General features: G+C 67.1%; 35 protein-coding genes. 26 read left to right on the top strand and 9 right to left on the bottom strand.

Annotated elements, in window-relative coordinates:
• Positions 1–18: 18 nt before the first annotated feature.
• The 5 genes from I8N54_RS02400 to I8N54_RS02380 all read right to left on the bottom strand — a co-directional run bounded on the left by I8N54_RS02400 (position 19) and on the right by I8N54_RS02380 (position 2720).
• Entirely contained in the window at positions 19–582 is a 564-nt protein-coding gene (locus I8N54_RS02400; RefSeq protein WP_140194102.1) for a F0F1 ATP synthase subunit B, read from the bottom strand.
• 5 nt (positions 583–587) lie between these two features.
• The gene (locus I8N54_RS02395; RefSeq protein WP_140194103.1) at positions 588–1238 is read right to left on the bottom strand and encodes a F0F1 ATP synthase subunit B'; all 651 of its coding nucleotides are present in this window, start codon (positions 1236–1238) and stop codon (positions 588–590) included.
• Between the two features lie 89 nt (positions 1239–1327).
• Positions 1328–1564, bottom strand: a complete 237-nt coding sequence (locus I8N54_RS02390) for a F0F1 ATP synthase subunit C (protein WP_140194104.1) — start codon at positions 1562–1564, stop codon at positions 1328–1330.
• Between the two features lie 60 nt (positions 1565–1624).
• Complete coding sequence (locus I8N54_RS02385) at positions 1625–2389, bottom strand: F0F1 ATP synthase subunit A (protein ID WP_232790422.1); 765 nt, start codon at positions 2387–2389, stop codon at positions 1625–1627.
• Position 2390: 1 nt separating this feature from the next.
• The gene (locus I8N54_RS02380) at positions 2391–2720 is read right to left on the bottom strand and encodes an AtpZ/AtpI family protein (RefSeq protein ID WP_140194106.1); all 330 of its coding nucleotides are present in this window, start codon (positions 2718–2720) and stop codon (positions 2391–2393) included.
• Positions 2721–2917: 197 nt separating this feature from the next.
• Here I8N54_RS02380 and I8N54_RS02375 point away from each other — a divergent pair, with 197 nt between their 5' ends.
• Complete coding sequence (locus I8N54_RS02375; RefSeq protein ID WP_140194107.1) at positions 2918–3253, top strand: ArsR/SmtB family transcription factor; 336 nt, start codon at positions 2918–2920, stop codon at positions 3251–3253.
• Between the two features lie 141 nt (positions 3254–3394).
• Here the strand turns inward: I8N54_RS02375 and I8N54_RS02370 are convergent, their stop codons facing one another.
• Together I8N54_RS02370 and I8N54_RS02365 are read right to left on the bottom strand one after the other, a co-directional pair.
• Positions 3395–4297 carry a DMT family transporter gene (locus tag I8N54_RS02370; protein WP_140194108.1) on the bottom strand — a complete coding sequence of 301 codons (903 nt, stop codon included), beginning with the start codon at positions 4295–4297 and terminating at the stop codon, positions 3395–3397.
• Positions 4294–5178, bottom strand: coding sequence for a LysR family transcriptional regulator (locus I8N54_RS02365; RefSeq protein ID WP_140194109.1), 885 nt, complete (start codon positions 5176–5178; stop codon positions 4294–4296). Before I8N54_RS02365 ends, I8N54_RS02370 begins: the two co-directional genes overlap by 4 nt.
• Positions 5179–5338: 160 nt before the next feature.
• Here I8N54_RS02365 and I8N54_RS02360 point away from each other — a divergent pair, with 160 nt between their 5' ends.
• From I8N54_RS02360 to I8N54_RS02255, 22 genes are all read left to right on the top strand, one after another.
• Positions 5339–5848 (top strand): hypothetical protein, encoded by a 510-nt coding sequence (locus I8N54_RS02360; protein WP_140194110.1) that lies wholly within the window; start codon positions 5339–5341, stop codon positions 5846–5848.
• A 179-nt stretch (positions 5849–6027) separates the two neighbouring features.
• Entirely contained in the window at positions 6028–7524 is a 1497-nt protein-coding gene (gene ffh / locus I8N54_RS02355; protein WP_140194111.1) for a signal recognition particle protein, read from the top strand.
• Between the two features lie 31 nt (positions 7525–7555).
• Positions 7556–8122, top strand: coding sequence for a GNAT family N-acetyltransferase (locus I8N54_RS02350; RefSeq protein ID WP_140194112.1), 567 nt, complete (start codon positions 7556–7558; stop codon positions 8120–8122).
• Positions 8119–8631, top strand: a complete 513-nt coding sequence (locus I8N54_RS02345) for a GNAT family N-acetyltransferase (protein WP_140194113.1) — start codon at positions 8119–8121, stop codon at positions 8629–8631. Before I8N54_RS02350 ends, I8N54_RS02345 begins: the two co-directional genes overlap by 4 nt.
• On the top strand, positions 8628–9197 hold the full coding sequence (locus I8N54_RS02340) for a GNAT family N-acetyltransferase (RefSeq protein WP_140194114.1): 570 nt from the start codon (positions 8628–8630) through the stop codon (positions 9195–9197). The genes I8N54_RS02345 and I8N54_RS02340 overlap by 4 nt, the downstream gene beginning before the upstream one ends.
• On the top strand, positions 9194–9694 hold the full coding sequence (locus I8N54_RS02335; protein WP_140194115.1) for a GNAT family N-acetyltransferase: 501 nt from the start codon (positions 9194–9196) through the stop codon (positions 9692–9694). Before I8N54_RS02340 ends, I8N54_RS02335 begins: the two co-directional genes overlap by 4 nt.
• Positions 9691–10191 (top strand): GNAT family N-acetyltransferase, encoded by a 501-nt coding sequence (locus I8N54_RS02330; protein ID WP_140194116.1) that lies wholly within the window; start codon positions 9691–9693, stop codon positions 10189–10191. The genes I8N54_RS02335 and I8N54_RS02330 overlap by 4 nt, the downstream gene beginning before the upstream one ends.
• Entirely contained in the window at positions 10188–10730 is a 543-nt protein-coding gene (locus tag I8N54_RS02325; RefSeq protein ID WP_140194117.1) for a GNAT family N-acetyltransferase, read from the top strand. The genes I8N54_RS02330 and I8N54_RS02325 overlap by 4 nt, the downstream gene beginning before the upstream one ends.
• On the top strand, positions 10730–11053 hold the full coding sequence (locus tag I8N54_RS02320; RefSeq protein ID WP_140194118.1) for a chorismate mutase: 324 nt from the start codon (positions 10730–10732) through the stop codon (positions 11051–11053). Before I8N54_RS02325 ends, I8N54_RS02320 begins: the two co-directional genes overlap by 1 nt.
• A 48-nt stretch (positions 11054–11101) precedes the next feature.
• Positions 11102–11500: a 30S ribosomal protein S16 gene (gene rpsP / locus I8N54_RS02315; protein ID WP_140194119.1), complete on the top strand. Its 399-nt coding sequence runs from the start codon at positions 11102–11104 to the stop codon at positions 11498–11500.
• Positions 11501–11511: 11 nt separating this feature from the next.
• Positions 11512–11928, top strand: coding sequence for an EVE domain-containing protein (locus I8N54_RS02310; protein ID WP_140194120.1), 417 nt, complete (start codon positions 11512–11514; stop codon positions 11926–11928).
• Complete coding sequence (gene rimM / locus I8N54_RS02305; protein WP_140194121.1) at positions 11925–12443, top strand: ribosome maturation factor RimM; 519 nt, start codon at positions 11925–11927, stop codon at positions 12441–12443. Before I8N54_RS02310 ends, rimM begins: the two co-directional genes overlap by 4 nt.
• A complete protein-coding gene (locus I8N54_RS02300) occupies positions 12440–12859 on the top strand; it encodes a bleomycin resistance protein (protein ID WP_197097532.1) in 420 nt (139 codons plus the stop codon). Before rimM ends, I8N54_RS02300 begins: the two co-directional genes overlap by 4 nt.
• Positions 12856–13656 carry a hypothetical protein gene (locus I8N54_RS02295; RefSeq protein ID WP_140194122.1) on the top strand — a complete coding sequence of 267 codons (801 nt, stop codon included), beginning with the start codon at positions 12856–12858 and terminating at the stop codon, positions 13654–13656. The genes I8N54_RS02300 and I8N54_RS02295 overlap by 4 nt, the downstream gene beginning before the upstream one ends.
• Entirely contained in the window at positions 13649–14458 is an 810-nt protein-coding gene (locus I8N54_RS02290) for a hypothetical protein (RefSeq protein WP_140194123.1), read from the top strand. Before I8N54_RS02295 ends, I8N54_RS02290 begins: the two co-directional genes overlap by 8 nt.
• Before the next feature lie 48 nt (positions 14459–14506).
• On the top strand, positions 14507–14668 hold the full coding sequence (locus tag I8N54_RS02285) for a DUF1328 family protein (RefSeq protein WP_140194124.1): 162 nt from the start codon (positions 14507–14509) through the stop codon (positions 14666–14668).
• Positions 14669–14705: 37 nt separating this feature from the next.
• On the top strand, positions 14706–15788 hold the full coding sequence (locus I8N54_RS02280) for a hypothetical protein (protein ID WP_140194125.1): 1083 nt from the start codon (positions 14706–14708) through the stop codon (positions 15786–15788).
• Positions 15789–15829: 41 nt separating this feature from the next.
• Complete coding sequence (gene trmD / locus I8N54_RS02275) at positions 15830–16621, top strand: tRNA (guanosine(37)-N1)-methyltransferase TrmD (RefSeq protein ID WP_140194126.1); 792 nt, start codon at positions 15830–15832, stop codon at positions 16619–16621.
• Positions 16618–17076, top strand: coding sequence for a GNAT family N-acetyltransferase (locus I8N54_RS02270; protein WP_197097614.1), 459 nt, complete (start codon positions 16618–16620; stop codon positions 17074–17076). Before trmD ends, I8N54_RS02270 begins: the two co-directional genes overlap by 4 nt.
• A gap of 284 nt (positions 17077–17360) precedes the next feature.
• Positions 17361–17765 carry a 50S ribosomal protein L19 gene (gene rplS / locus I8N54_RS02265; RefSeq protein WP_140194128.1) on the top strand — a complete coding sequence of 135 codons (405 nt, stop codon included), beginning with the start codon at positions 17361–17363 and terminating at the stop codon, positions 17763–17765.
• On the top strand, positions 17762–17983 hold the full coding sequence (gene rpmE / locus I8N54_RS02260) for a 50S ribosomal protein L31 (protein ID WP_140194129.1): 222 nt from the start codon (positions 17762–17764) through the stop codon (positions 17981–17983). The genes rplS and rpmE overlap by 4 nt, the downstream gene beginning before the upstream one ends.
• A 264-nt stretch (positions 17984–18247) precedes the next feature.
• Positions 18248–18751 carry a GFA family protein gene (locus I8N54_RS02255; RefSeq protein ID WP_198571747.1) on the top strand — a complete coding sequence of 168 codons (504 nt, stop codon included), beginning with the start codon at positions 18248–18250 and terminating at the stop codon, positions 18749–18751.
• 7 nt (positions 18752–18758) lie between these two features.
• Here I8N54_RS02255 and I8N54_RS02250 read toward each other — a convergent pair whose 3' ends face one another.
• Entirely contained in the window at positions 18759–19226 is a 468-nt protein-coding gene (locus I8N54_RS02250) for a DUF1203 domain-containing protein (protein WP_140194131.1), read from the bottom strand.
• A 203-nt stretch (positions 19227–19429) separates the two neighbouring features.
• On the opposite strand from I8N54_RS02250, the gene I8N54_RS02245 reads away from it, so the two are divergent.
• Positions 19430–20239 carry a division plane positioning ATPase MipZ gene (locus tag I8N54_RS02245; RefSeq protein WP_140194132.1) on the top strand — a complete coding sequence of 270 codons (810 nt, stop codon included), beginning with the start codon at positions 19430–19432 and terminating at the stop codon, positions 20237–20239.
• Between the two features lie 2 nt (positions 20240–20241).
• Here I8N54_RS02245 and I8N54_RS02240 read toward each other — a convergent pair whose 3' ends face one another.
• Complete coding sequence (locus I8N54_RS02240) at positions 20242–21351, bottom strand: hypothetical protein (protein WP_140194133.1); 1110 nt, start codon at positions 21349–21351, stop codon at positions 20242–20244.
• Between the two features lie 203 nt (positions 21352–21554).
• Here I8N54_RS02240 and I8N54_RS02235 point away from each other — a divergent pair, with 203 nt between their 5' ends.
• Positions 21555–22937: a bifunctional enoyl-CoA hydratase/phosphate acetyltransferase gene (locus I8N54_RS02235; RefSeq protein WP_140194134.1), complete on the top strand. Its 1383-nt coding sequence runs from the start codon at positions 21555–21557 to the stop codon at positions 22935–22937.
• Positions 22934–24079: an acetate/propionate family kinase gene (locus tag I8N54_RS02230; RefSeq protein WP_140194135.1), complete on the top strand. Its 1146-nt coding sequence runs from the start codon at positions 22934–22936 to the stop codon at positions 24077–24079. Before I8N54_RS02235 ends, I8N54_RS02230 begins: the two co-directional genes overlap by 4 nt.
• Positions 24080–24131: the final 52 nt, after the last annotated feature.

Here is a 24131-nt window from a genome sequence, read left to right as displayed (position 1 = left end):
CGTGACTGGCGGTTCGCGTCAGTGCAGCTTGCTGCCGGCGTCCGCGATGCCCTTGTCGATGAGCTTGTTCGCGTCGCTCGCGGTCATCTGCTTGGCGATGACTTCGCGGGCGGCACCGATGGCGACCGTCACGGCCTCGTCCCGCACTTCCTTCACGGCGGAAGCCTGGGCGCTGGCGATCTGGTCCTCGGCGGCGGCGAGCCGGCGGGCGACGGAGGCACGGATGTCCTCTTTCGCCTGATCGGCAGCGCGGGTCGCCTCGGCACGGGCGTTCTCGACGATGCGGTCGGCCTGCTCCTGAACTTCCTTCTGCTTGCGCTCGTAGGAGGCCAGCAGGCTTTGCGCTTCTTCGCGAAGGGCCTTCGCCTCGTCCAGCTCCTTGCCGATGTTTTCGGCACGCTGGTCGAGCATCTTGGTCACCATGCTCGGCACGTTGAAGTAGATCAGGATCGCGATGAAGATGATGAACGCGATCAGCACCACGAAGTCGGTGTTGCGCAGCGAGAAGAACGCGTCGCCGGCCGCGAAGGCCGGGCTCGCGGCGAGCGTGGCGACGGTTGTAGCGGTAAGAAGCTTCTTCATCGGCTTCATCCTTTCACGCGGCTGTTGACGGCCTCTTCGACCATCGCGTCGTCCGCGGTGGTGCCCATGGCCGCGACGATCGCCTTCGCGGTGTCGGTGGCGACCTCGCGCACGCTTTCCATCGCGCCGTCGCGGATTTCCGCGATCGCCTTCTCGCTCTCGGCGGTCCGGGCAGAGATTTCCTTGTCCGCTTTCTCGATCTCGGCGTCGAGCTCTTCCTGGATCGATGCGCGGGTCTCTTCCGCGATGCGGTTCGCCTCGCTCCGCGCGTCGGCGAGCGATTTCTCGTAGGCGGTCTCGGCCTCCTGCGCCTTGAGCTTCAGCTCTTCGGCAGCGGCGAGGTCGTTCGTGATCGTGCCCGAGCGTTCCGCCAGCACCGCGCCGATGCGCGGCAGCGCAACGCGGGACAGGATGAAGTAGATCACCAGAAGCGTGACGATCAGCCAGAAAATCTGGTTCGGGAATGTCGAGAAGTCGAGTTGCGGCATGCCCGCCTCGACGTCCTGCGCCACGGTGTGCGCAGCTTCGGCCCCGTGGCCAGCGGCCTCGGCGCCATGTTCGGCGGCCTCTTCCGCTTCGCCCTCGGCCTGCGCCAGGAGCGGCTTCAGGAAGAAGCCCTGCCGGATGCCCTCAAGGGCGTAGGTCTGTATGGCCATGTCGTCCCCCTGGAACCTGTCTTTGGATCCGGGCGGGCGCGTCCCGAAGGCACGCCCTGCCCGGCCGTAAGGATCGTATCAGAGGTCGCTTAGGCGGCGAACATCAGCAGGAGCGCGACGAGGAACGAGAAAATCCCGAGCGCTTCGGCGAACGCGATGCCGATGAAGAGCGTGGCGGTCTGCGAGGCAGCCGCGGAGGGGTTGCGGAGCGCACCGGCGAGGAAGTTGCCGGCAACGTTGCCCACACCGAGAGCCGAGAGGCCTGCACCGAGGCCCGCAATGCCGGCACCGATGTATTGACCCATGCTTGCGATATCGCCTTCCATGATCTTTTCTCCTTACGATGGAAGTTTCCGTAGGGTGCGCCAGCCCGGCGCACCGAACATTCAGTGAGACGGATGCAGCGCGTCTTTCAGGTAGACGCAGGTGAGGATCGAGAAGACGTAGGCCTGGATGAAGGCCACGAGCAGCTCGAGTGCGTAGATGGCGACCATGCCGCCGATCGCCAGCGGTGCGATCAGGGCCGACGCGGCGAAGGCGGCGAACACCTTCATCACGGCGTGGCCTGCGGTGATCGACCCGGCAAGACGGACGGAGTGGCTGACCGGGCGGACCATGTAGGAAATCAGCTCGATCACGGCCAGAACCGGGCGCAGCGGCAGCGGCGCGGACTTGACCCAGAACAGGTCGAGGAAGTGCGCGCCGTTCTTCACGAAGCCAAGGATCGTGACCCCGAAGAACACGGCGAGCGCCATGACCGCGGTGACCGCGACGTGCGACGTCGTGGTAAAGGAGGTCGGCACGAGCCCAAGGAAGTTCGCGAAGACGATGAAGAGGAACAGCGTGAAGATGTAGGGGAAATACTTGACCCCGTCCTTGCCGCTCACGTCCTCGACCATCTTGTAGATGAAGCCGTAGGCCATCTCGGCGACCGACTGGGTGCGGGTCGGGATGATCTTGCGGCCACGGGTGCCGACGACGAGGAGCAGCACGATGCACAGGACGGCGATCGCCATCCACAGCGTCACATTGGTGATCGTGTACCAGTGGATCGGGCCGTCGCCGAACAGCGGCTCGACGATGAACTGATCCAGCGGGTGGAAGACCAGACCGGTTTCCTCACCGTGCGCGACTTCTGCTTCGTGCTCCACGTCACCCATCCCCATCTTCGTCGGCCCTGTCGGCCAACTGTCGTATCTGCAGCTCCTGTGCCGACCGCAGCATGACTTTGACGCCAGCCGCGAGGCCCAGGAATATGAACAGCACCATCAACCAGGGCCCGGTGCCAAGCAGCACGTCCAGCCCGTATCCGATGCCGAAGCCGATCCCGAGACCGGCGACAAGCTCCGTCACCATTCGCCATGCAAGCTGCGCCTGCGAGTGGTGACTTTCCGAGTGGTGCGCGACCTCTGGCTCGCCCTTCGCCTTGCGGATCCGCTCTTCGAGAGCCTTCAGCCGGTCAGCGTTGTCGGGTTCACTCAAGTGTCGGAACTCCCCGGATTTCGATCTAGGGGAGTAGGGTGCGGGGCCGCCCGAGTCAAGCGACCTTGGTCTGACGTTAACTATCTGATGTTGATGCAGAAAATAGGGCGTCGCGACGACGCCGGGCGACTTCGGCCCCGCGCGGCATATTCAACTGATCGGTTGACTTTCGATCCGGTCATGCCCTTGTGCAGCGCATGACACCCTCGCTCGACACCGTCTTCTCGGCGATCGCCGACCCCACGCGACGGGCGATCCTCGCCATGTTGCTCGAGGACGATATGGCCGTCACGGATGTGGCCGAGCCGTTCGAGATGTCGCTGGCGGCCGTGTCGAAGCACCTGAGGGTGCTCACTGGCGCTGGCCTCATTCAGCAAGAACGGCGGGGACGGGTGACGTGGTGCAAGCTCCAGCCCGACGCGCTGCGACAGGCGAGCGTATGGATGCAGTCCTTCGGCCAGTTCGAGCCGATGGACATCGAAGTTCTGGAACGTTTTCTGGAGCGCGAGTTCAACGCCGCGCCCGACAGCTGAGAGCGCCCCCGAACCTTGGTCCGGGGGCGAATTCCTCAGAGTACGAAGCTGACGATGGCGACGACGATGACGATGAGTCCGACGAGGTAAATGATGCGGTTCATACCGGTTCCTTTCGTTGCAGTCGGTATGGCAACCGGATCAGGTGCTTGCAGGTTCCCTCGACTCTTCATCCTTGAGTAGAAGTAGCAACGCGGCAACGGACAGGACGATGCCCGCGAGGGTCGTCAGGCCCGGTGTGCTCCCGCCCAGCGCCAGCTCCCATGCGATGACCCAGCTCGGGGCGAGGTAGGTGTAGGCCATGACCTTGGCCGACGGCAGCCGCAGCGTCGCGTACTGGAGCAGCACGAAGGACGCCGCGCTCGCGAAGATCGCGATATAGAGCAGCGCGACCCAGACCCGCGCCGGCAGCACCAGCCAGTCGGTCGACAGCAGGTCGGACCAGCCCCACGCCGTCAGGATAAGGCATCCCGCCAGCATCATGCCGAAGGTGAAGACGACCGCCGGCTCTCCCCGGTTCAGCTTCCGCACCATCGGGGTGTAGAGCGCATGGGCGATCACGCCCCAGAAGTAGATCAGCTCACCCCGCCCGATCTCGAGTGCGAGCAACGCGGAGATGTCGCCCCGGAAGATCACCCAGAGCGCCCCGCCCGCCCCGATCGCGAGCGCGAGCGCCATGCGCGGCGTCGTGATCTGCCGCAGCAGCAGCCAGCCGAAGCCGGCCGACAAGACCGGCGTCAGAGTGAAGACCGCCGAGGCACTGACGGAAGTGGCCGTCTTCAGCCCCTCGAACATGAGCACGAAGTAGATCGCGAACAGCCCGCCGAGCAGGAGATAGCGCCACGGCGCCCGCGCGGCGGAGCGCGGGATGCCGGTGGTGCTCCACGCGACGAGACCGATGATCACGGAAGCAATCAGAAACCGCACCGCGTTCAATGCGGCGGGTTCGATATCGTTGGCGATCCGCGTGCCGAGCGCGAAGCTGCCCCCCACGATTGCCGAAAAGGTCAGCATCGCGAGGTGGCCCCGGATGCGGGGGCTCATGCGCGGCTTTCCCACTCCTTCGCGCGGGCCTTGAGGAAGGTCAGGAACGCCTGCACCTTCGGGGAGCGGTGCAGGTCGACATGCGTGACGAGCCAGAGCGGCGACTGCCATTCCTCCATCGAGGGGAACAACTCGACGAGCCCGTCGATCCGCCCGAAATCCCAGTCGGAGATGAACCCGATCCCCGCGCCGGCGACGACGGCATCGACGATCGACTGGTTCTCTTCCGTGCGATAGACGACTCGGTCCTGCGGGACATGGGTCAGAAGCCAGCGCATGAAAGGCGCGCGGCTGTCGAGCTGGTCGAAGCCGACGAATTCGTGGTCGGGCAGATCGGCGACCGTCTCCGGCCGGCCCTTGCGATCCACGTAAGACTTCGCCGCGACCATCCGCATCTTGTGCGGCATGAAGGGCTGCACGACGTTGTCCGGCTGCTCGGGCGCCGACCCGGCCCGGATCGCGACGTGCGCCTCGCCGTACTCCAGCCGGAACAGGCGGTTGCCGGTCAGGTAGCGCACGGTGAGGCCCGGGTTCTCGCGCTGGAACTCGGTCAGGACCGGGGCCATCATGGCCGACAGAGTGGCAAGTGACGTGACAACGAGCTCGCCCGAGACGCCCTCGCCCTGCCCCCGGATACGGCCGGCGAGCTGCGTGAACTGATCGTCGGTGGTCTGGGCGACCGTCAGAAGGTCCTGTCCCGCCTCGGTGGCCGTATAGCCGCGCGCATGTCTCTGGAACAGCTTCACGCCAAGCCGACCCTCGAGCGCGTCGATGTGGCGGATGACCGTCGCGTGGTGCACGCCGAGCACTTCGGCCGCACCGCTGACAGTGCCGAGTCGCGCCACCTGGTAGGCGGTTCTCACTTCGTCCCAGTTTTCCATGCGGGGATGTTCCCTCTCGTTCCAAGTGCGTCGTCACACACTCAAGCCCAGATCAAGGTGTTTTCGTTCGCAATTGCAAGAACTCCGAGCAAGGCTTTTTACATCCTGCGCCCTTCACGACGCTCTTTGCCGATGCCGGGGCCACGGCTAACCTGCGCCCATGAAGATCGAGTCGACCGACCGCTACCTTGTCATCGAAAGCACGCCATGGGTTTTCGGGCTCATCATCGTCGGCCTGATGCTGGTGATGATCGTCATCGGCGCCGAGGGGCTGATGTCGGGCAACCTCGGACAGGGTCTCGGCATCGGACTGGGCGGCACTGCGTTTCTCGGCCTGTTCTTCGCGATGTTCATCCGCCGCAACCAGCTGATCCTCGACCGCGACGCGGGCGAGCTGATCCACCGCCGCCGCACGGTCCTGCGCTACACCGAGGTGCGCCACGCGCTCGACCAGGTCGACAGCGCCGTCGTCGAAACGAGCCGCAACAGCGACGGCGCGGATACGCACCGCATGTCCTACGTCCTGTCCGGCGGCATGGACCTGGGCGTCCACCCGTTCACGGACGTCTATTCGAGCGGACGCGGCGCGCGGAAGGCAGCGGACGCGATGAACGACTGGCTGTCACAGCTTCGCCCCGCGGCGGAGTCCCGGCAGGCGCGTGTGGATTGACAAAACCGGTCGCGCGGACTAGGACGCGCGCAATTCCGGGAGTGCAATAGCTTCCGGTCCCGGCACCGCGTCGGGATCGCCCCCCGTCAGCGAGTTTCGCCCACGGGGGCGTTTGCCGTTTGATCCGTCGCTTCCCACATGCGGAGCGAGACCGAAATTGACCGAGGGGGCCCGCGCCCATGTTCGAGAACCTGTCAGACCGCCTTTCCGGCGTCTTCGACCGCCTGACGAAACAGGGCGCCCTGTCGGCAGACGACGTGAAGACGGCGCTCCGCGAGGTCCGCGTCGCCCTGCTAGAGGCGGACGTGTCGCTTCCGGTGGCCCGCGACTTCATCAAGGCGGTCGAGAAGAAGGCGACCGGCGCGGCGGTGACGAAGTCCGTCACGCCGGGCCAGCAGGTCGTGAAGATCGTTCATGACGAGCTGATCGGTGTCCTTCAGGGCGACGCGGATCCCGGCAAGCTGAAGATCGACAACCCGCCCGCGCCGATCCTGATGGTCGGCCTGCAGGGGTCGGGCAAGACGACCACCACCGCCAAGCTCGCCAAGCGGCTGAAGGATCGCGAGGGCAAGCGCGTGCTGATGGCGTCGCTCGACGTGAACCGCCCCGCCGCGATGGAGCAGCTGGCGATCCTCGGCCAGCAGATCGGGGTCGACACCCTGCAGATCGTCAAGGGCGAAGATCCTGTCACCATCGCCAAGCGCGCCAAGACGCAGGCGAGCCTCGGCGGTTACGATGTCTACATGCTCGATACCGCGGGCCGGCTGCACATCGACCAGGAACTGATCGCGCAGGCCGCCGCCGTGCGCGACGTCGCCAACCCGCGCGAGACGCTGCTCGTGGTCGACGGCCTCACCGGTCAGGACGCGGTGAACGTCGCGGAAGAGTTCGACGACAAGATCGGCGTGTCCGGGGTTGTGCTGACCCGGATGGACGGCGACGGGCGCGGCGGTGCCGCGCTGTCGATGCGTGCCGTGACCGGCAAGCCCATCCGCTTCGTCGGCCTCGGCGAGAAGATGGACGCGATCGAGGAATTCCACGCCGACCGTATCGCCGGCCGCATCCTCGGCATGGGCGACATCGTCTCGCTGGTGGAAAAGGCGCAGCAGACGCTCGAGGCCGAACAGGCCGAGCGCATGATGAAGCGCTTCCAGAAGGGTCAGTTCAACATGAACGACCTGAAGATGCAGCTTGAGCAGATGCAGAAGATGGGCGGCATGGAAGGCATGATGTCGATGCTGCCCGGCATGGGGAAGATGCAGAAGCAGATGGACGCCGCCGGCATGGACGATTCGATCCTCCGCCGTCAGGTCGCGCTCATCAACTCCATGACCAAGAAGGAACGCGCGAACCCGCAGCTCCTGCAGGCGTCCCGCAAGAAGCGGATCGCGGCGGGGGCCGGCCTCGAGGTGAGCGAGCTCAACAAGCTCATCAAGCAGCACCGCCAGATGGCCGACATGATGAAGAAGATCGGCAAGATGGGCAAAGGCGGCGCGCTCAAGCAGATGATGCGCCAGATGACCGGCAAGGGCGGCCCCTCGGCCGACGACATGGCCGCCGCACAGGCCGAACTCGGCAAGATGGGCCAGATGCCTCCCGGCGCCGGCGGTATGCCCGGTTTGGGTGGTGGAGCCGGCCTGCCCTCGGGCCTCTCGGGCTTCGGCAAGAAGAAGTGAGCTGTCGGCGGGCTCATAAGGTGCGCGGCGCATGAAGCAGGAGGCGATCTCCCTTCCCGGCGCATTGCTGCCGCTCGGCGAGCTGGTCCTGCCGCTCGCCACGCGCAAGATGCGCTACGTGCGGCCGTCTTCGGCGCACGCGACGGCGCACGCCGCCTTCTACCGCTCCGACCGCGCCCGCGCGCAGGGCTGGACGGAAGAGACCGGCGCGACCGATCATTCCTTCCGCGCGATGGCCGCGCAGCGCGCGACGCGTGGGTTCGGGCCGTTCGTCGCCGAACTCCGCGAAACGGGTGAGCCCGTCGGCATCTTCGGCCCGTGGCAGCCCGACGGCCAGCCGGAGCCCGAGATCAAGTGGATCGTCTGGGACGCGGCGCACGAGGGCCGCAGCCTCGCCTTCGAGGGTGCGGTTGTGACGCTGTCCTTCGCCTACTGGGTCTACGGCTGGCGCACTGCCGTCAGCTACATCGCGCCCGGCAACGACCGGTCGATCCGCCTCGCCAAACGGCTGGGCGCGCTTCGCGATGGCAGCTGGAACGACGATGCCGGACGCACGCTCGAAATCTGGCGCCACCCGGCCCCGGAGGACACGGAATGACAGTCCTCGTCACCGATCGCCTGACCCTGCGCCCGCCCGAGGCACGTGACTGGCCCGCGTTCTTCGACTACGCGATGAGCCCGCGCGCGAAGTACACTGGCGGCGAACAATGGAACGGTCATGTCTGGCGGACCTTCGCCGCCGAGATCGGCCATTGGCAGATCCGTGGCTACGGCATGTTCATCGTCACGGAGACCGGCAGTGATGACGCCATCGGCCTCGTCGGCCCGTGGTATCCCGTCGGCTGGCCCGAGCGTGAAGTCGGCTGGATGATGTTCACCGACGCCCACGAGGGGAAGGGCTACGCCCGCGAGGCCGCGCAGGCGGCACTCGACCACGTGTTCGGCTCGCTCGGATGGGACACCGCCGTCAGCTACATCGCCCCCGCCAACGTCCGCTCCCGCGCGCTGGCCGAACGGCTGGGCGCAAGCATCGACCCAGAGGCCATCGGCCCGGGTATGAGCCCGACGCTTGTCTACCGCCATCCCCGCCCGGAGGATCGCCCGTGATCCAGCCGTGGGAACAGCCTTCAACGGGCGCGCCGGCCGCGCTCGTCGCGCGCCTCGCCGCCGCCCTGCCCCGGATCGAGACGGAGCGGCTGGTTCTGCGCGCCCCGCGCATCGAGGACTGGCAGGCGCTGTCGCCGATCTGGACGACCGAGCAGGCGAAAGGGTTCGGCGGCCCGTTCGAGCCCGAGGACGCGTGGGTCGACTTCGGCCAACTCGTCGCGTCGTGGCTGCTGCGCGGCATCGGCCCGCTGACGGTCGAGCTGAAGGGCAAGGGCACCGTACTCGGCCTCGTCTCGCTCGATCAGGAATACGGCGATCCGGAGCGCGAGATCGGCTGGCTATTCCGCAAGGACGCCGAAGGCCAGGGCTATGCGCTCGAGGCGAGCCGCGCGATGCTCGACTGGGCTCGCGCGCAGGTCGGCCGCGGCGGCTTTGCAACCTACATCGCAGAGGATCACGCCAAGTCGATCCGGCTCGCCGAAGCGCTTGGCGGCGTCGCGGACGGCGCGCGTCATCCCGTCGATCCCGAGGTGCTGGTCTACCGTTTCCCGGAGGTCGCGCCATGATCCCGGTTCTGACCACGGAACGGCTGACGCTCCGCGCGCCGGAAGCGGCGGACTTCGAGGGGATGTATTCCATCCTCGGCGACCTGCGCAGCCAGTATATGGACGGCCCGATGTCTCGCGCCGACGCGTGGAACTTCTTTTCGCGCGAAGTGGCGGGCTGGACACTGCACGGGTTCGGCTACTGGTCGATCACCGCCACGGAGAGCGGCGACTACCTCGGCTCCGTCGGGTTCGGCCGTCACGAGTGGTTCCCCGAGACCGAGATCGGCTGGTGCCTGACCTCTGCCGCAGAGGGGCGCGGGATCGCCCGCGAAGCCGCGAGCGCCGCGCTGAAATGGGGCACCGTGCAGCCGCAGATCACCTCGCTCGTCAGCTACATCGACCCGCCGAACAGCCGCTCGATCCGGCTGGCCGAAGCGCTCGGCGCGGTGCGCGACGACGACGCCGAGCGTCCGACGGCAAGCGACCTCGTCTACCGGCACGAGGTGCGGCCATGATCCCGACGATCCGCACCGAACGCCTGACCCTGCGTCCCTACCGCTTCGAGGATTTCCCGGCCTACCGCGACTTCCTCGCCGGTCCGCGCTCGCGCTTCATGAGCGGCCCGCACGGGGCGGAGACCGCGTGGGCGTGGTTCTGCAACGACACGGCAAGCTGGCAGTTCTTCGGCTTCGGCGGGCTGATGATCGAAGCTGCAGATGGCACGCTCGCCGGCGGCGTGAACATCACCCAGGGTCCTGACTTCCCCGAGCCGGAACTCGGCTGGTTCCTGTTCGACGGCGCCGAGGGCAAGGGCTACGCGACCGAGGCCGCGCTCGCGCTGCGGGACGCATTGATCGCCGATCTGCCCTCGCTCGTCAGTTACATCGACCGCGGCAACGCCCCGGCGCTGCGGCTGGCCAAACGCCTCGGCGCGGAACGCGACGCTCAGGCCGCGACGCCCGGCGGGCTCGGCTGTCTCGTGCTGCGGCACCGCGTGAGGGTGGCGTCATGACCGGCGTGAGCTGTCATATCCCGACGATCGAGACGGACACCCTCCGCCTGCGCGCGCCCGAGGACCGCGACCTCGAGGCCTACGTGACCTATGGCCTGTCCGAGAGATCGCGCACCGTCGGCGGGCCGTTCGAGCGGGGCGAGAGCTTTCACCGGCTCTGCGCCATCGCCGGTCATTGGCAGATCCGGGGCTACGGCCGCTGGATCGTCGCGGACAAGATCACGGACGAACCGCTCGGCGTCGTCGGCCCCTACAAGCCCGAAGCCTGGCCGGAGCCCGAGATCGCCTGGACCGTCTTCGCCGAGGCCGAGGGCCGTGGCGTCGCCGCAGAAGCGGCGTTGGCCGCGCGCGCCTTCGTCTACGACACGCTCGGCTGGAGCACGGTGATGAGCGGGATCGACCCCGCCAACGTCCGCTCCGTCCGGCTGGCACAGCGCCTCGGCTGCACCCTCGAAGGCACCTTCGAGACAGACGCATACGGCACACTCGGCATCTGGCGGCACCCTGCCCCGGACGCACCCCAGCAGGAGATCGCATGATGACCGACCAGACGAGCCCCCACTCGGCCGCCGCCCCGCATGAGCGGGCCGCAGCCCTGCTGGCCGAGCATCGCGAGAGCATCGACCGTCTCGACGCGATCCTCGTCTACACGCTCGGCGAGCGTTTCAAGCACACCCAGGCCGTGGGCCGGCTGAAAGCCGATCACGACCTGCCGCCGTCCGATCCCGTCCGCGAGGAGAAACAGATCGCACGGCTCACCGACCTTGCGCGCCGGGCCGATCTCGACCCGGAATTCGCCAAGAAATTCCTGGCCTTCATCATCCAGGAAGTCATCAAGCACCACGAAAGCCACAAATCGTAGGATGGGGGTCGCCCCCATCCGCCCCTGCCATTCGAAAGGACCTACACCATGGCAATGAAAATCCGTCTCGCCCGCGGCGGCTCCAAGAAGCGCCCGTTCTACTCGATCGTCGCTTCCGACTCGCGCATGCCGCGCGACGGCCGCTTCATCGAGAAGCTCGGCACCTACAACCCGCTCCTGCCCAAGGACAGCGAAGAGCGCGTGAAGATGGACATGGACCGCGTGCAGCACTGGCTCGACCAGGGCGCGCAGCCGACCGACCGCGTCTCCCGCTTCCTCGAGGCCGCCGGCAAGCTCGACAAGAAAGAGCGCAACAACCCGCAGAAAGCCCAGCCCGGCAAAGCCGCGCAGGAACGCGCTGCGGCCCGCGCCGAGAAAGCCAAAGCCTCCGAAGAGGCTGCCGCCGCCCCGGCCGAGGAAGCGCCCGCCGAAGATTCCGCCGAGTAAGGCGACCTTCGATGGCACACTGGATCGGCGTGGTTCACCGCATGCAGGCCATGACGGCCCGCGAAGCCGGCGTCGTGGCCTTCGGCCACGGCAAGGAGGCGCTCGTCAGGTCGCTCTCCCCCGGCGACACGGTGATCTACTACGCCCCGAAGTCCGACTTCGAGGGCGAGCCGGTCCAGGCCTTCGTCACCCATGCGCGGGTGACGGGCGAAAAGGCCTACGAGAAGGAATGGCGTCCCGGCCTCACCCGTTGGGTGCGGGATGCCGCCTTCGACGACGCAGATGAGGTCCCCGTGCGCCCTATGCTCGAGGACCTCACCTTCGTGCGCAACAAGCGAAGCTGGGGCATGACCTTCCGGGGTGGCAAGTTCTCCATCTCCGACGAGGATTACGTCCGCATCGCGACTGCTATGGGGGTAACCCCGTGAGCGACAAGATCACGGTCGGCTCCATCGCCGGCGCCTACGGCGTCAAGGGCGAGGTCCGCATCAAGAGCTTCTGCGCCGACCCCGGCGCCATCGCCGATTACCTGCCGTTCGTCACCGAGGCGGGCCGCACCTTCAGCCAGCTTGTCCTGACGGGTGAGACGAAGGGCGCACTGATCGGCCGGCTCGACGGCATCACCACCAAGGAAGAGGCCGACGCGCTGCGCGGCACCGCGCTGCTCGCCGACCGCGACCGGCTGCCCTCGCTGCCTGATGACGAATTCTACCACACGGACCTGATCGGCCTGCCCGTGCACGACACCGGCGGCAGCCTGCTCGGCACCGTGAAGGCCGTTCACGACCACGGCGCGGGCGACCTGCTGGAAATCCACGGCCCCGGCCTCAAGGCCACCGTGTTGCTGCCCTTCACCCGCGCCGCCGTTCCGACGGTCGATCTGACCGCGGGCCGCATCATCGCCGACCCGCCCCCCGGCACCTTCCCGGAGGATGGCGAGTGAGCCCGGTCCTGATGCCGGAGTTCGGGGTCTTCGATCTTGCCCGCAGCCTCGACTTCTACATCTCCACGCTCGGCTTCTCCGTTCTTTATGAACGCGAGGGTTTCGCCTGCGTCGATCTCAATGGCGCCCGGCTGATGCTCGAGGAGATCGGCCCCACCAGCTGGATGGTCGCGCCCGCGGAGCCACCGCTCGGCCGGGGGATGCACCTCCAGATCATGGTGCAGGATGTCGACACGCTGGCCGCGCGCGTGCCCAGCCATTTCATCGGGGTCGAGGACGTCTGGTATCGCGCCGGTCCGCTGTTTCTCGGCCAGCGGCAATTCGTCGTGACCGATCCGGACGGCTACCTGCTGCGGTTTGCCCAATCGCTCGGCTCGTCCACTCAACCGCCCGACGGCACCCGGATCGCCGCATGACCACGGGCCGGCAGAGGCTCGTGATCGTCCACGCCGGCTTCCACAAGACCGGCACATCAAGCCTGCAGGACCACCTGCGCCGCAATCGGCAACTCCTCTCGGGACACGTCCGGCTGCTGCTGAAAGAGGACATGCCGGCCCCGGCGGGGGCCGCCGTTGCCTATGGCCGTGCCCCCGCCCCGTGGCGGATGCGCGCCTTTCGTGGAGCGCTGACCGGCGCGCTGTCGGTTCTGCCGGACGAGCCGGTCCCGCTCGTGCTCAGCTGGGAAGGGCTGTCAGGCGCGATGCCGGGACATCGCACCGTCCTCGGCCGCACGATCCGGACCTACCGCGCCGCCGCGCCGCTGGCCCTCGCCACCTATGAGGGACTGCACCGCCGCTTCCCCGACGCCGACATCCGGTTTCTCTATACCACGCGGGATCAGGCGGGCTGGACCGCGTCCGTCCACGGCCACATCCTCCGATCCCGTCGCCTGACCGAGGACGAGGCGACCTTCCGCGACAGCATCGCACCGCTTGCGACCAGCCTCGCCATTCTTCGCCGCCGCCTGCCCTGCGACGTGATCGAAGCCCCGCTCGCCGCCAGCCACGACCACCGGGACGGTCCGGCGGCGCCGCTGCTCGACCTCCTGGACCTGCCGCCGAGCCTGCGCCGCGCGCTCCACCCCGCCACGCACAGCAATCGCGGCAACTCGCCCGAAGTCCGGGCAGGGCTCGCCGACTTGAACCACAGGATCAGCGACAAGGCGGAGCTCCGCCGCGCCAAGGCCGTCCTGACGGGAGAGCGGGATGGCTGATATCCTGCTCCACCCCGGCTTCCACAAGACCGGCACCAGCAGCATGCAACATCTGCTCTGGCGCAACCGCGAGCTTCTCGCGCCCCATGTGCAGATCTTCCAGCTGCGTCATCTGCGGGCCGCCGCGAAGCTCTGCATGGGCTATTCGCGCAGCCAGAACCCGTTGATGCTGCTCGACCTCGTGACGGCGCTCGACGATACGTTCGAGGGGCTGCCCGCCGACGTCGACCGACACCTTCTGCTGTCCTGCGAGGGTCTGTCGGGCCACCTGCCCGGCTGGCCAGACGTCGACAGCTACGCCGCCGCGCCGGTGACGGCGAATTTCATCGCCGGCTACCTCGCCGACCGCTTTCCGGAGCATCGGGTGCGCCTGATCTACACGACGCGCGACGCCGAAGGCTGGCTCTGGAGCGCATGGCGCCACCATCTGATCGGCCAGCGCCTGACCGAGGGGTGGGAGACGTTTCGCGACCGGCTCGCCGGGGCCGCCGACCTGTCCCGCGCCGCGTCCGAAGTCGGCGAAGCGCTCGCGCCACTTTCTGTGGCGACGCTCGACCTCGCCGCCGCCACCGCGCATCCGCTCGGGCCGGGGGCCGCGTTGCTGGATCACCTGACCCTGCCCGAGGACGTCCGCGCCGCGCTGAAGCCGGTCGGTCACGGCAACCGCGGACCGGACCGCGCCCTGGCGGAAGAGCTGCTCCGGCTGAACCGATCAGACATGGCAAATGATGCGCTGAAGACACGGAAACTCGCGCTCTGCGAGGCAGATGGGGTCGGAGGATGGGCCAGAGGGAACGTCTGATGACATGGGACGTTGCCCCATCCGAAGGGTAACTCGAAAAGGTGCACCATGATCTCCTGGATTTTCATTCTGCTGGCCGTGGCGGCCGTTGCTGCGATTCTGGGCTTTGGCCGGATCGCAGGTGTCGCGCTGACCGGCGCCACGCTGCTGATTTCCATCGTCATCGTCCTGATCCTGCTTTTGATCGGTATCGTCGGCCTCGTGACATAAGGTTTGCGCGCCATCGCGGCGGCGTTAGGCTGCCGTCATGGACCTGCTTCCCCTCCTCCTGCCGCTTGCCGCCCTCGCCGTCCTCGGGGTCTTCGTCTTCAGGCGGAAGACTCGGGCGACTGATACGGCGCGGCAGGCGCGCGTGAACGAGGGGCTGGCCCGGCTCGGCGCCGCTCTCGACCGCGACAGGCGGCAAGAGAGCGCGTTCGTCATGGTGCTGTCCGAGATGCCGCAAGAAGGCGCGGATCAGGCGGATGTGGAGCGGGCCGTGGACATGCTCGAGCTGCCCGACCGAAGTCTGCCGCCCCTCATCGATCGCCTGGCCGAGTTGCATGCTCGCGACGATCACCTTCCCTACCTGCAGGCGATCCTGTCGCTGCTGACCAATGACGCCACCTTCCCGCGCGACCTGCCACCGGAGCTGGTCGAGCGCGCCGTCGCCGCATTGTTCCGGACGATCGACGCGGGCTTCCTTCGCCAGATCGCCGACCGGCTGCCCCAGGTTCTCCTCGACATGTCCGATGTCATGATGCGTCCCGCCCTTACGCGGGAGCTCCGGATCGGAACGATGCGCGCTTACGAGGTCGACGCGCGAGACGTCGCCGCCCGGTTCGCACAATTCCACGACCTCGTGCGGGCAGAGCGGCAGGCCGCCCTCCCCGACGCGCTCGACAGGCTGTTCGACGGCCATGATGCGGAGATCGGCGATCCCGCCTTCAACCCGAGCCATGCCAGCCGCTTTGCCGAGCCGTTCGATCAGCTCTTCGACGATGTGGACCGGCGGGTGATCGACATCGCGCTCGCCGAATTCGGCATTCGCGCGGCCAGCCCGATCTGGCGGGCGCTGCGCCTCGTCGCCATCGGCCGGATGCTGCGCAACGGCACGCCACTGACGACCGCCGAGGCGCAAGTGCTGATCGAGGCGGCGCTCGACGATCCCGCCGCACCGGTGGCCGAGGCCGCCGTCTACGCCGCAGAGGATCTCGTCGCGTTCCGGGCGGCAGAAGTCGACCGCACCTCGCTGCTCGCGAAGCTGGTGCCACTGCGCGGCCGCGATTGGGAGGCGGCGGGTGAACTGGGCGAACTGATCGCCGAACTCGAACGCGACCGGCAGAGCTGAGCCCGCTTGCAACGCGCCCGCGTTGCGCTAGAGACGCGGGCATGTCCGACGCTCCGAAATCCCACGGTCGCAAGACCATCCGCCCGACGCTCCGGCCGCAGGAACTGATGACCGACCGGCCCTCTCTGGCGCAGGCCTGGACGGCACAGATCATCACGCTGTTTCCCGACGCCTTTCCCGGGCTGCTCGGCCAGAGCCTGACCGGCAAGGCGCTGAAGGACGGGCTCTGGCAGCTCGAGACGATTGACCTGCGGCCCTACGGCGAGGGCAAGCATCGTAACGTCGACGACACGCCCGCCGGCGGTGGCGCCGGCATGGTCCTGCGCGCCGACGTCGTGGGACGCGCGGTAGAGACCGCCCGCCGCCAGTCGCGGGGCCGGATGCCGATGATCTACCTCTCGCCCCGTGGCCGGCCCTTCGATCAGGCGATGGCCCGGTCGTTGGCCGATTGTGACGGGGTCACGATGCTCTGCGGGCGGTTCGAGGGGATCGATCAGCGGGTGCTCGACCATTACGGGATCGAGGAGGTGAGCCTCGGCGACTTCGTCCTCACAGGTGGCGAGCTTCCGGCGCAGGTGCTGATCGACGCCTGCGTGCGGCTGCGTCCCGGCGTCCTCGGCAACGCGGCCTCGACGGAAGAAGAGAGCTTTTCCGACGGGCTGCTGGAGCATCCGCAATACACCCGGCCGACGGAATGGCAGGGCCACGAGATCCCCCCGGTCCTGATGTCGGGCAACCACGGCGAGATCGCGAAGTGGCGTCGCGCGCAGGCCGAAGAGCTGACCAGGGCCCGGCGCCCCGATCTCTGGGCGAAGCGCGGGACGGAAGAGTGAGCGCCCTCACCGTGCGCCGCGCCGTGTCTGGCGACCTGCGCGACATCCTGCGGCTTCTGGCGGACGATCACCTTGGCCGGGACCGTGACGACCCCGCGAACGCGGAAGATGCCGCCTACCGCGAGGCGTTCGCCGCGATCGATGCGGACCCCAATCAGTTCCTGGGTGTGGCCGAGCTCGACGGCGCAGTCGTCGGCACCTTCCAGCTGTCCTTTCTGCCCGGCCTGTCGAACCGGGGCGCGCTGAAAGTGGCGATCGAAGCCGTTCGGGTCGACTCCGCGCTGCGTGGCGGTGGCTACGGCGGGCAGATGCTGAGCTGGGCAATGGATTACGCGCGCGGGCGCGGCTGCTCGGGGATGCAGCTGAAGTCGCATCGTTCCCGCGAAGGCGCGCACCGGTTCTATGAACGGCACGGCTTCCGGCACAGCCACGTCGGCATGACCCGGCCCCTTTGAGACGAGGCCGTAAAGCGGCGGCCCTCCGGGGCTTGCCAGCAGACCCGTCCTTGCCGTATATCGCGCGCGTCCGGGACTCTTTTCGAGTCGTCCGGACAGTTCGTCGTTGCCCGCGCCTCTTCCGCGCAGTCCGGGCCGCTGCGGACGACAAGTAAACGACGTGCTGAACCTCCGACGGGCGCGCCTTGCAACTGGCAGGGATGGCGGACCCGGATGAAGACCGGAGCTCTGAGAACGCGAGACACCTTCGCGGACCAACCGCGAGCAGCATAGGAGACGATCGGATGGACCTGATCGCACAACTCGAGGCGGAACAGATCGCCTCGCTCGGGAAGGACATTCCCGACTTCAAGGCCGGCGACACGATCCGCGTCGGCTACAAGGTGACCGAAGGCACCCGCACGCGCGTCCAGAACTACGAAGGCGTGTGCATCAGCCGCAAGAACGGCGAAGGCATCGCCGGTTCGTTCACCGTTCGCAAGATTTCCTTCGGTGAGGGCGTGGAGCGTGTGTTCCCCCTCTACTCGACGAACATCGACAACATCACGGTCGTCCGTCGCGGCAAGGTCCGCCGGGCCAAGCTGTACTACCTGCGTTCGCGTCGCGGCAAATCCGCCCGTATCGCAGAACAGACCAACTACCGTCCCAAGGACGATGGCAAGAAGCCGGTGCAAGGAAGCGCGACATGAAAAAGGATATCCATCCCGAATATCACGTCATCGACGTGAAGATGACCGACGGCACCGTCGTCCAGATGAAATCGACCTGGGGCAAGGAAGGCGAGCAGCTCTCGCTCGACATCGATCCCACCGTTCACCCGGCCTGGACCGGCGGCTCGTCCCGCCTGATGGACACCGGTGGCCGCGTGTCGAAGTTCAAGAAAAAGTACGAAGGCCTCGGCTTCTGAGCCGACCCTACGTCTGGTTTCGGAAATGCCGTCCCTCGGGGCGGCATTTTTCGTTTCTGGGGTGGGAAAGCGCTTTCGTAGGCGGTTCGACGAGGCACGTTGAAGCGTGTTCGCGGACCGCGCGCTCGAGGCGCGGTGGCGACGGGCGGCTCCGGGGAAACAGGCAATCTAGAACTGTCTCGAATTGTCCCGTTCATCAAATCTCAAGCCGCCCCCTACTATCGAATTTTCGACGAAAATTCGGGGTCGCGCGAGAACGCGCGCATGGCTCTGGAGTTCGCGCCGCCGGGTGATAGCCTCGCGGGCATGACCAAGCTTCCTCTCACCGGCGGCTGCCAGTGCGGCGCCATCCGCTTCGCCTGCGATGCGATGCCGTTCAACATTCATGCCTGTCACTGTCGGATGTGCCAGAAGGCGGTCGGTGGTCCGTTTGCGGTCATCTGTCCAACGGAGAAGGCCGCCTTCCGCGTCACGAAAGGCGAGATCGCGTGGTTCGCCAGCTCCGACGTCGCGCGGCGCGGCTTCTGTCGAGATTGCGGGACGCCGATGATCTTCGACTATCCGCACGCCGGCGATATCGGGGTGCTGGCTGGCTGCTTCGACCAGCCCGAGGGTCTGCCGCCCGAACGGAATTGCGGGACGGAAAGCCGCCTCGGCTGGGTCGCGACGCTGCACGATCTGCCGGCGAGCGAGACCTACGCCAACAGCGACCCCGAAGGCCTGCTGGAGCGGATCAGATCGAGCAACCACCAGCACCCGGACAGCTGAAGCGCCCTCAGGGACGAACGGCGCGTCCGGCAAAGCAGCCCGGCCGCGCGTAGTGGATATCGACGAAAGCCACGCCCGCGTCCTCCAGCCAGTCAGACAACACCGGCCCGAGGGACGTTCCCTCGACCACCTCCGCCGCAACCATCATGTCGTCGCCGTCGAACGCCCGAACCGACAGCAACCGCCGCGCCAACACCTCCGGCACCTCTCCGGGCGCGAGCCTGGCCCTTTCCGCACCCTCCCGAATGTAGATCGCGTGGCTGGCCCGGAAGGGAGAGTGCGCCGGCATATGCTCGTAATGCAGCAGGATGAGCCGGTCGCCGACGGCGGCGTCGGCCATGCTGACCCGGCAGGGAAAGCCCGGCGCGCTGTCCGCGGTGACACGACGGGCGTGCCGTCCGACGAGTTCCGCCTCACTCATGGTGAACAAGGGGGCGAAGGGCGCGGGGTCGAGTGCATTGATCTGAAAGGACATCAGCGGCTCCAGGCAAGGTGACTTTGTCCCGATAGGCGATCCTCGCGGGTCGCGAGACCCGGAACCTGTGCATTCGACCGGCCTGACTGTTGCTTCAACTCCCGCCGGACGTGCGAAAAATGTACGAACTCTCGCCCGATGTGCTTTTCCCGGCAGCGTTCGCTACATATAGTGGCCCCAACAAGAAAATCGGGGGCCGGGCAGTGGCACACATCATCGTCGTCGGCAACGAAAAGGGCGGCGCGGGCAAGTCGACCGTATCCATGCACGTGGCGACCGCGCTGGCGCGGCTCGGCAAGAATACGGGTATCCTCGACCTCGACCTGCGGCAGAAGAGCCTCGGCCGTTACATCAACAACCGCAACGCGTATCTCGAACGGGAGGGCCTCGAACTTCCGACCCCGGCCTACCACGAGCTGCCCGAGATCGACCAAAGCAACCTCGGCCCCGGTGAAAACGTCTATGACCACCGGCTGTCCGCCGCCGTGGCGGGGCTGGAGCCGGACTGCGATTTCATCCTGATCGACTGCCCCGGCTCCCACACGCGATTGAGCCAGGTCGCGCACTCACTGGCGGACACGCTCATCACGCCGCTCAACGACAGCTTCGTGGATTTCGATCTGCTCGCCCACATCGACACGGATGGCGAGACGATTACCGGTCCCTCCGTTTACTCCGAAATGGTCTGGAACGCCCGCCAGCTTCGCGCTCAGGCCGGGCTGGAGCCGATCGACTGGGTCGTCGTGCGCAACCGTCTCGGCGCACAGGCGATGGTAAACAAGGAGAAGATGGAACGCGCGCTCGACAAGCTGGCGCAGCGCATCGGCTTCCGCCTTGCCCCCGGCTTCAACGAGCGCGTGATCTTCCGGGAGCTGTTCCCGCGCGGCCTGACGCTGCTGGATTTGCGCGACGTCGGGGTGAAGAACCTCAACATCTCCAACATTGCCGCGCGGCAGGAGCTTCGTGACCTGATGAAGGCGCTGAACCTTCCCGACGTCGACGTGAATTTCTGAAGTCAGGCCGCCTGGTGCGATCCGTCGTCGCCGCCCCGCGCAATGCGGATCACCAGCTTCACGATCAGAAGCATCAGCACGAGCGCTGCGAGACCGACGATAATCATGTCAGTCGGGCGCAGCGCGATGGCGCCGACCCAGATGTCGCGCGCCGCGAGCCACAGGACCCGGAGCCCCATCCGCACTTCGGCGGCGAGGGATGACAGCTGCTCCGTCCCGCCGAGTTGGCTCGTGACGCCGTCGAACAGCACCGGCATCGCGAGATGCCCGATCACCAGCGCCATCAATAGCGAGAACAGCGCCAGCATGATCCCCCGCACCGGGGAGCGAGGGCGGTCCTTGTCCGGCGCATCGGCCAGATCGAGCCGCAGCGTGTCGAGGTTGTCGGTGTCGTCGACCGCCCCCTGCCCGGCCTCGGATGGATCGTCATCTTCCCGCCGCCCCTTGAGCGCAAGGCCGGCGAGGGCCAGCAGGCCAAAACATCCGGCGATCTTGGACATCTGTCCGAAGATGGTCGGCTGCACGATTTCGGACGGCAGCAGCGCAACACGGCGACCGTCGACGAACGGATAGATCACGTGCCGCAGCGCGGTCGGCTCTACGCCGATCCTCTCGAGCGACGGCGCCCAGGATTCCATGCCGCCGTAGCGTCCGTTCAGATAGACGACAGGGCCGATGGCCCCGAACTCGGTCGCCGTATCGCGCAGGCTGTCGGCGCTGACGCGGCCATCGGTGAAATTGGGCGCCGTAAAGATGGCAGCCCCGAACGGATCGGCGAGGTCGGGGTCGAGCGCATCGGCGGCGTAGATCGGCACGTAGAGGGCAGTCGGCCCGCCTTCCGTCACGGCGGGAAGCGGCGCCGCAGCGTCGATGTCGAGTTGCACCGTGATCACGACTTCCCCGCCCATGCCGACGTGGCGCGCGGGGTCGAATTCGTCTGTGTCGGCAACGGCGGGTGGACCTTGCAGGAAAGCTTCGGCGCGTTCGGCCCGCGCCCGGTTCTCGGACAGCTGAAGGAAAATCCCGGTCGCGAAGACCGCAGCGGCGACAAGGCCGAACATCAGCGGCAGGAAATGGATGAAACCGGGACGGTTCTGTGACTGAGACCGCATTACGCACCTGTAGGAGGGGTTAACCAAACATCGGCCGGAATTGCGGCGTTGAGACGGCACGGGCCAGACGATTTGTGGTAGTTGCAGCGCAGCAATAGGGCGGGGCTGTCCGAAACCTTGACCCTCCGTGGCTGACCATTGCGGGTGGCCAAGTCAGCCCGCTTCCGCTTTTGTCGGCCCCGAGACACGCGCAAGGGGCCCGCATGACCGTCTATACCAACACGCCGTACGACCGTCTGACAGTCGGGATGGAGGCCGAGGCGACGCGCCTCTGCGTGGCGGACGATCTCTATGTCTTCGCGCACGCCAGCGGCAACATGAACCCGCTGCACCTGCCGAAGGAGGACGGCGACCTCGACGGCAAGCCCGAGGCGATTGCCCCGTCGGCCTGGCTGGCCGCGCTGATCTCGGGTGTCCTGGGCAGCCGTCTGCCGGGGCCGGGCACGCTCTACAAGTCGCAGGCGCTGCGGTTTCTCGGCCGGGCGGAGGCTGGCGACACCGTCACCGCGAAAGTGCGGCTTACCGCGCTCGGCGACGGGCGCGAGGCGACGTTCGACACATGGATCGAGGCGGAGGATGGCACCCGGCTGGCCGAAGGCGAGGCAGTCGTCATCGCCCCCGAGAAATCGCAGGATTTCAAAGCGCGGGACGTGCCCGGGCTGACTGTTCAGAGCCACGTTCACTTCGACCGGCTGATTGCAGAGGCCGAACACCTCGACCCGATCCCGACCGCCGTCGTCGCGCCGGAATCGGCGGACTCGCTGGCGGGCGCAGTACTCGGCTGGAAGCATACGCTCATCACGCCGATCCTCGTCGGCAGCGCGGCGAAGATCGCCAATGCCGCGATCGAGGCCGGCGTGTCGATCGAGGGGCTGGAGCTGATCGACGAGCCCGACCATGCCCGCGCCGCCGCCCGCGCCGTCGCGCTGGTGCACGAAGGCCGGGCGCAGGCGGTAATGAAGGGGCACCTGCACACCGACACTCTGCTGCGCGCCGTCATCAAGCGCGAGGGCGGCCTCCGGACCGGGCGCAGGCTGAGCCATGTCTTCGTGATGGACGTACCCGGTGTCGATCACCTCGTCCTCGTCACCGATGCCGCGATCAACATCGCGCCGGACCTCGAGACCAAGGTCGACATCGTGCAGAACGCGATCGATCTCGGACGCGCGCTCGGTATCGAACAACCGAAGGTCGGCGTGCTGTCGGCGGTCGAGACGGTGACCCCGAACATCCCCTCCACGCTCGACGCGGCAGTTCTGTCGAAGATGGCCGAACGCGGCCAGATCAAGGGCGGGATCGTCGACGGACCGCTGGCGATGGACAATGCCGTGGACCTCGAGGCGGCAGCGACCAAGGGGATCAAGTCGCTGGTCGCCGGACGGGCCGATATCCTCGTCGCGCCGAACCTCGAGGCGGGTAACATGATCGCCAAGCAGCTGACCTTCGTCGCCCATGCCGAAGCCGGCGGCATCGTCATCGGTGCGAGTGTACCGGTGATCCTGTCGAGCCGCGCCGACGACGACAAGGCCCGGCTCGCCTCCTGCGCGGTTGCCGCGCTTTATGCAGCACGGCGGCCGATGCCGTGAGCCTGATCCTGACGCTGAACGCGGGGAGTTCCTCGCTCAAGTTCTCGGTTTATCAGGACGATGCGGTGCTGTGCACCGGACAGGTCGAACGGCTGTTCGGCGAGGCGGCGCTGCTGCTCGACGAGAACGGGTTGCGCTCGACCAAGCCGCTCGGGCCAGTCGATCATGCAGGGGCGCTCGCGGCCGTGATCGAGGCTCTGGAGCCGGTTCTCACGGGACGCAAGGTCTCCGGCGTCGGGCATCGGATCGTGCACGGCGGTCCCGATCGGCGCGACCCGGCGGAACTGACGGAGGAGACCATCGAGGAGCTTCGCGCCTACGCGCCATTCGCGCCGCTGCACCAGCCGCACAACCTCGCCTGTGTCGTCGCGGCCCGGCGGCTCTTTCCCGACGCGGTTCAGATCGGCTGTTTCGACACCGCCTTTCACCGCTCGCATCCATGGGTGAACGACACGTTCGCCCTGCCCCGCGCGCTCTATGACGAAGGGGTGCGGCGCTACGGCTTCCACGGGTTGAGCTACGATTACGTCACCGCACACCTCGCCCGGACCGAGCCCGAGCTGGCGAAGAGCCGCGTCGTGATCTGCCACCTCGGCAACGGCGCCTCTCTCTGCGCGGTGCGGGACGGGCAGAGCGTCGGCTCGACGATGGGCTTCTCGGCGCTGGACGGGATGCCGATGGGCACCCGCTGCGGTCAGGTGGACCCCGGCGTGCTGCTGTATCTCATGGTTCAGAAGGGCATGTCCCCGCGCGAGATCGAGGATTTGCTCTATCGCGAGAGCGGGTTGAAGGGCCTGTCCGGCATCTCGGGTGACATGCGCACATTGCTGGAGAGCGACGCGCCGGAGGCGGCCGAGGCGATCGAGTACTACGTCTTCCGTCTGTCCCGCGAAATCGGCGCGATGGCGGCGGTGCTCGGCGGGATCGACGGGCTGGTCTTCACCGGCGGCATCGGCCAGAACGCCGCCCCGATCCGCGCCCGCGCCTGTACACGACTCGGCTTCCTCGGCATCCGGCTCGACGAGGGGGCGAACCTGTCGGGCCTGACGGACATCGGAGCGGGCGAGGTCCGGGTGCTGCGGCTCGCCACAGACGAGGAGTCAGTGATCGCCGGCGCGGTGCGGGCGCGGCTGGAGGCCTGATCGCGCCACCCTGCCGCCGGACTTGTGTCTAGTGTCCGGCATGCCTCCGGCG

The organism is Pelagovum pacificum, assembly GCF_016134045.1.
Taxonomy (GTDB): domain Bacteria; phylum Pseudomonadota; class Alphaproteobacteria; order Rhodobacterales; family Rhodobacteraceae; genus Oceanicola; species Oceanicola pacificus_A.
Note: the sequence above shows the minus strand (reverse complement) of the source record. Positions and strands in the feature narration are given on the sequence as shown.

Bases quoted from the DNA above. Each gene is read 5' to 3' on its own strand.
- I8N54_RS02310 (WP_140194120.1), top strand. From the start codon at position 11,512: ATGGCACACTGGATCGGCGTGGTTCACCGCATGCAGGCCATGACGGCC.
- rpsP (WP_140194119.1), top strand. From the start codon at position 11,102: ATGGCAATGAAAATCCGTCTCGCCCGCGGCGGCTCCAAGAAGCGCCCG.
- I8N54_RS02240 (WP_140194133.1), bottom strand. From the start codon at position 21,351: ATGCGGTCTCAGTCACAGAACCGTCCCGGTTTCATCCATTTCCTGCCG.
- ffh (WP_140194111.1), top strand. From the start codon at position 6,028: ATGTTCGAGAACCTGTCAGACCGCCTTTCCGGCGTCTTCGACCGCCTG.
- I8N54_RS02235 (WP_140194134.1), top strand. From the start codon at position 21,555: ATGACCGTCTATACCAACACGCCGTACGACCGTCTGACAGTCGGGATG.
- I8N54_RS02255 (WP_198571747.1), top strand. From the start codon at position 18,248: ATGGCTCTGGAGTTCGCGCCGCCGGGTGATAGCCTCGCGGGCATGACC.
- I8N54_RS02360 (WP_140194110.1), top strand. From the start codon at position 5,339: ATGAAGATCGAGTCGACCGACCGCTACCTTGTCATCGAAAGCACGCCA.
- I8N54_RS02325 (WP_140194117.1), top strand. From the start codon at position 10,188: ATGACCGGCGTGAGCTGTCATATCCCGACGATCGAGACGGACACCCTC.
- trmD (WP_140194126.1), top strand. From the start codon at position 15,830: ATGTCCGACGCTCCGAAATCCCACGGTCGCAAGACCATCCGCCCGACG.
- rpmE (WP_140194129.1), top strand. From the start codon at position 17,762: ATGAAAAAGGATATCCATCCCGAATATCACGTCATCGACGTGAAGATG.
- I8N54_RS02335 (WP_140194115.1), top strand. From the start codon at position 9,194: ATGATCCCGGTTCTGACCACGGAACGGCTGACGCTCCGCGCGCCGGAA.
- I8N54_RS02285 (WP_140194124.1), top strand. From the start codon at position 14,507: ATGATCTCCTGGATTTTCATTCTGCTGGCCGTGGCGGCCGTTGCTGCG.
- rplS (WP_140194128.1), top strand. From the start codon at position 17,361: ATGGACCTGATCGCACAACTCGAGGCGGAACAGATCGCCTCGCTCGGG.
- I8N54_RS02395 (WP_140194103.1), bottom strand. From the start codon at position 1,238: ATGGCCATACAGACCTACGCCCTTGAGGGCATCCGGCAGGGCTTCTTC.
- I8N54_RS02295 (WP_140194122.1), top strand. From the start codon at position 12,856: ATGACCACGGGCCGGCAGAGGCTCGTGATCGTCCACGCCGGCTTCCAC.
- I8N54_RS02345 (WP_140194113.1), top strand. From the start codon at position 8,119: ATGACAGTCCTCGTCACCGATCGCCTGACCCTGCGCCCGCCCGAGGCA.
- I8N54_RS02250 (WP_140194131.1), bottom strand. From the start codon at position 19,226: ATGTCCTTTCAGATCAATGCACTCGACCCCGCGCCCTTCGCCCCCTTG.
- I8N54_RS02280 (WP_140194125.1), top strand. From the start codon at position 14,706: ATGGACCTGCTTCCCCTCCTCCTGCCGCTTGCCGCCCTCGCCGTCCTC.
- I8N54_RS02400 (WP_140194102.1), bottom strand. From the start codon at position 582: ATGAAGAAGCTTCTTACCGCTACAACCGTCGCCACGCTCGCCGCGAGC.
- I8N54_RS02365 (WP_140194109.1), bottom strand. From the start codon at position 5,178: ATGGAAAACTGGGACGAAGTGAGAACCGCCTACCAGGTGGCGCGACTC.
- I8N54_RS02330 (WP_140194116.1), top strand. From the start codon at position 9,691: ATGATCCCGACGATCCGCACCGAACGCCTGACCCTGCGTCCCTACCGC.
- I8N54_RS02390 (WP_140194104.1), bottom strand. From the start codon at position 1,564: ATGGAAGGCGATATCGCAAGCATGGGTCAATACATCGGTGCCGGCATT.
- I8N54_RS02320 (WP_140194118.1), top strand. From the start codon at position 10,730: ATGACCGACCAGACGAGCCCCCACTCGGCCGCCGCCCCGCATGAGCGG.
- I8N54_RS02350 (WP_140194112.1), top strand. From the start codon at position 7,556: ATGAAGCAGGAGGCGATCTCCCTTCCCGGCGCATTGCTGCCGCTCGGC.
- I8N54_RS02290 (WP_140194123.1), top strand. From the start codon at position 13,649: ATGGCTGATATCCTGCTCCACCCCGGCTTCCACAAGACCGGCACCAGC.
- I8N54_RS02370 (WP_140194108.1), bottom strand. From the start codon at position 4,297: ATGAGCCCCCGCATCCGGGGCCACCTCGCGATGCTGACCTTTTCGGCA.
- I8N54_RS02375 (WP_140194107.1), top strand. From the start codon at position 2,918: ATGACACCCTCGCTCGACACCGTCTTCTCGGCGATCGCCGACCCCACG.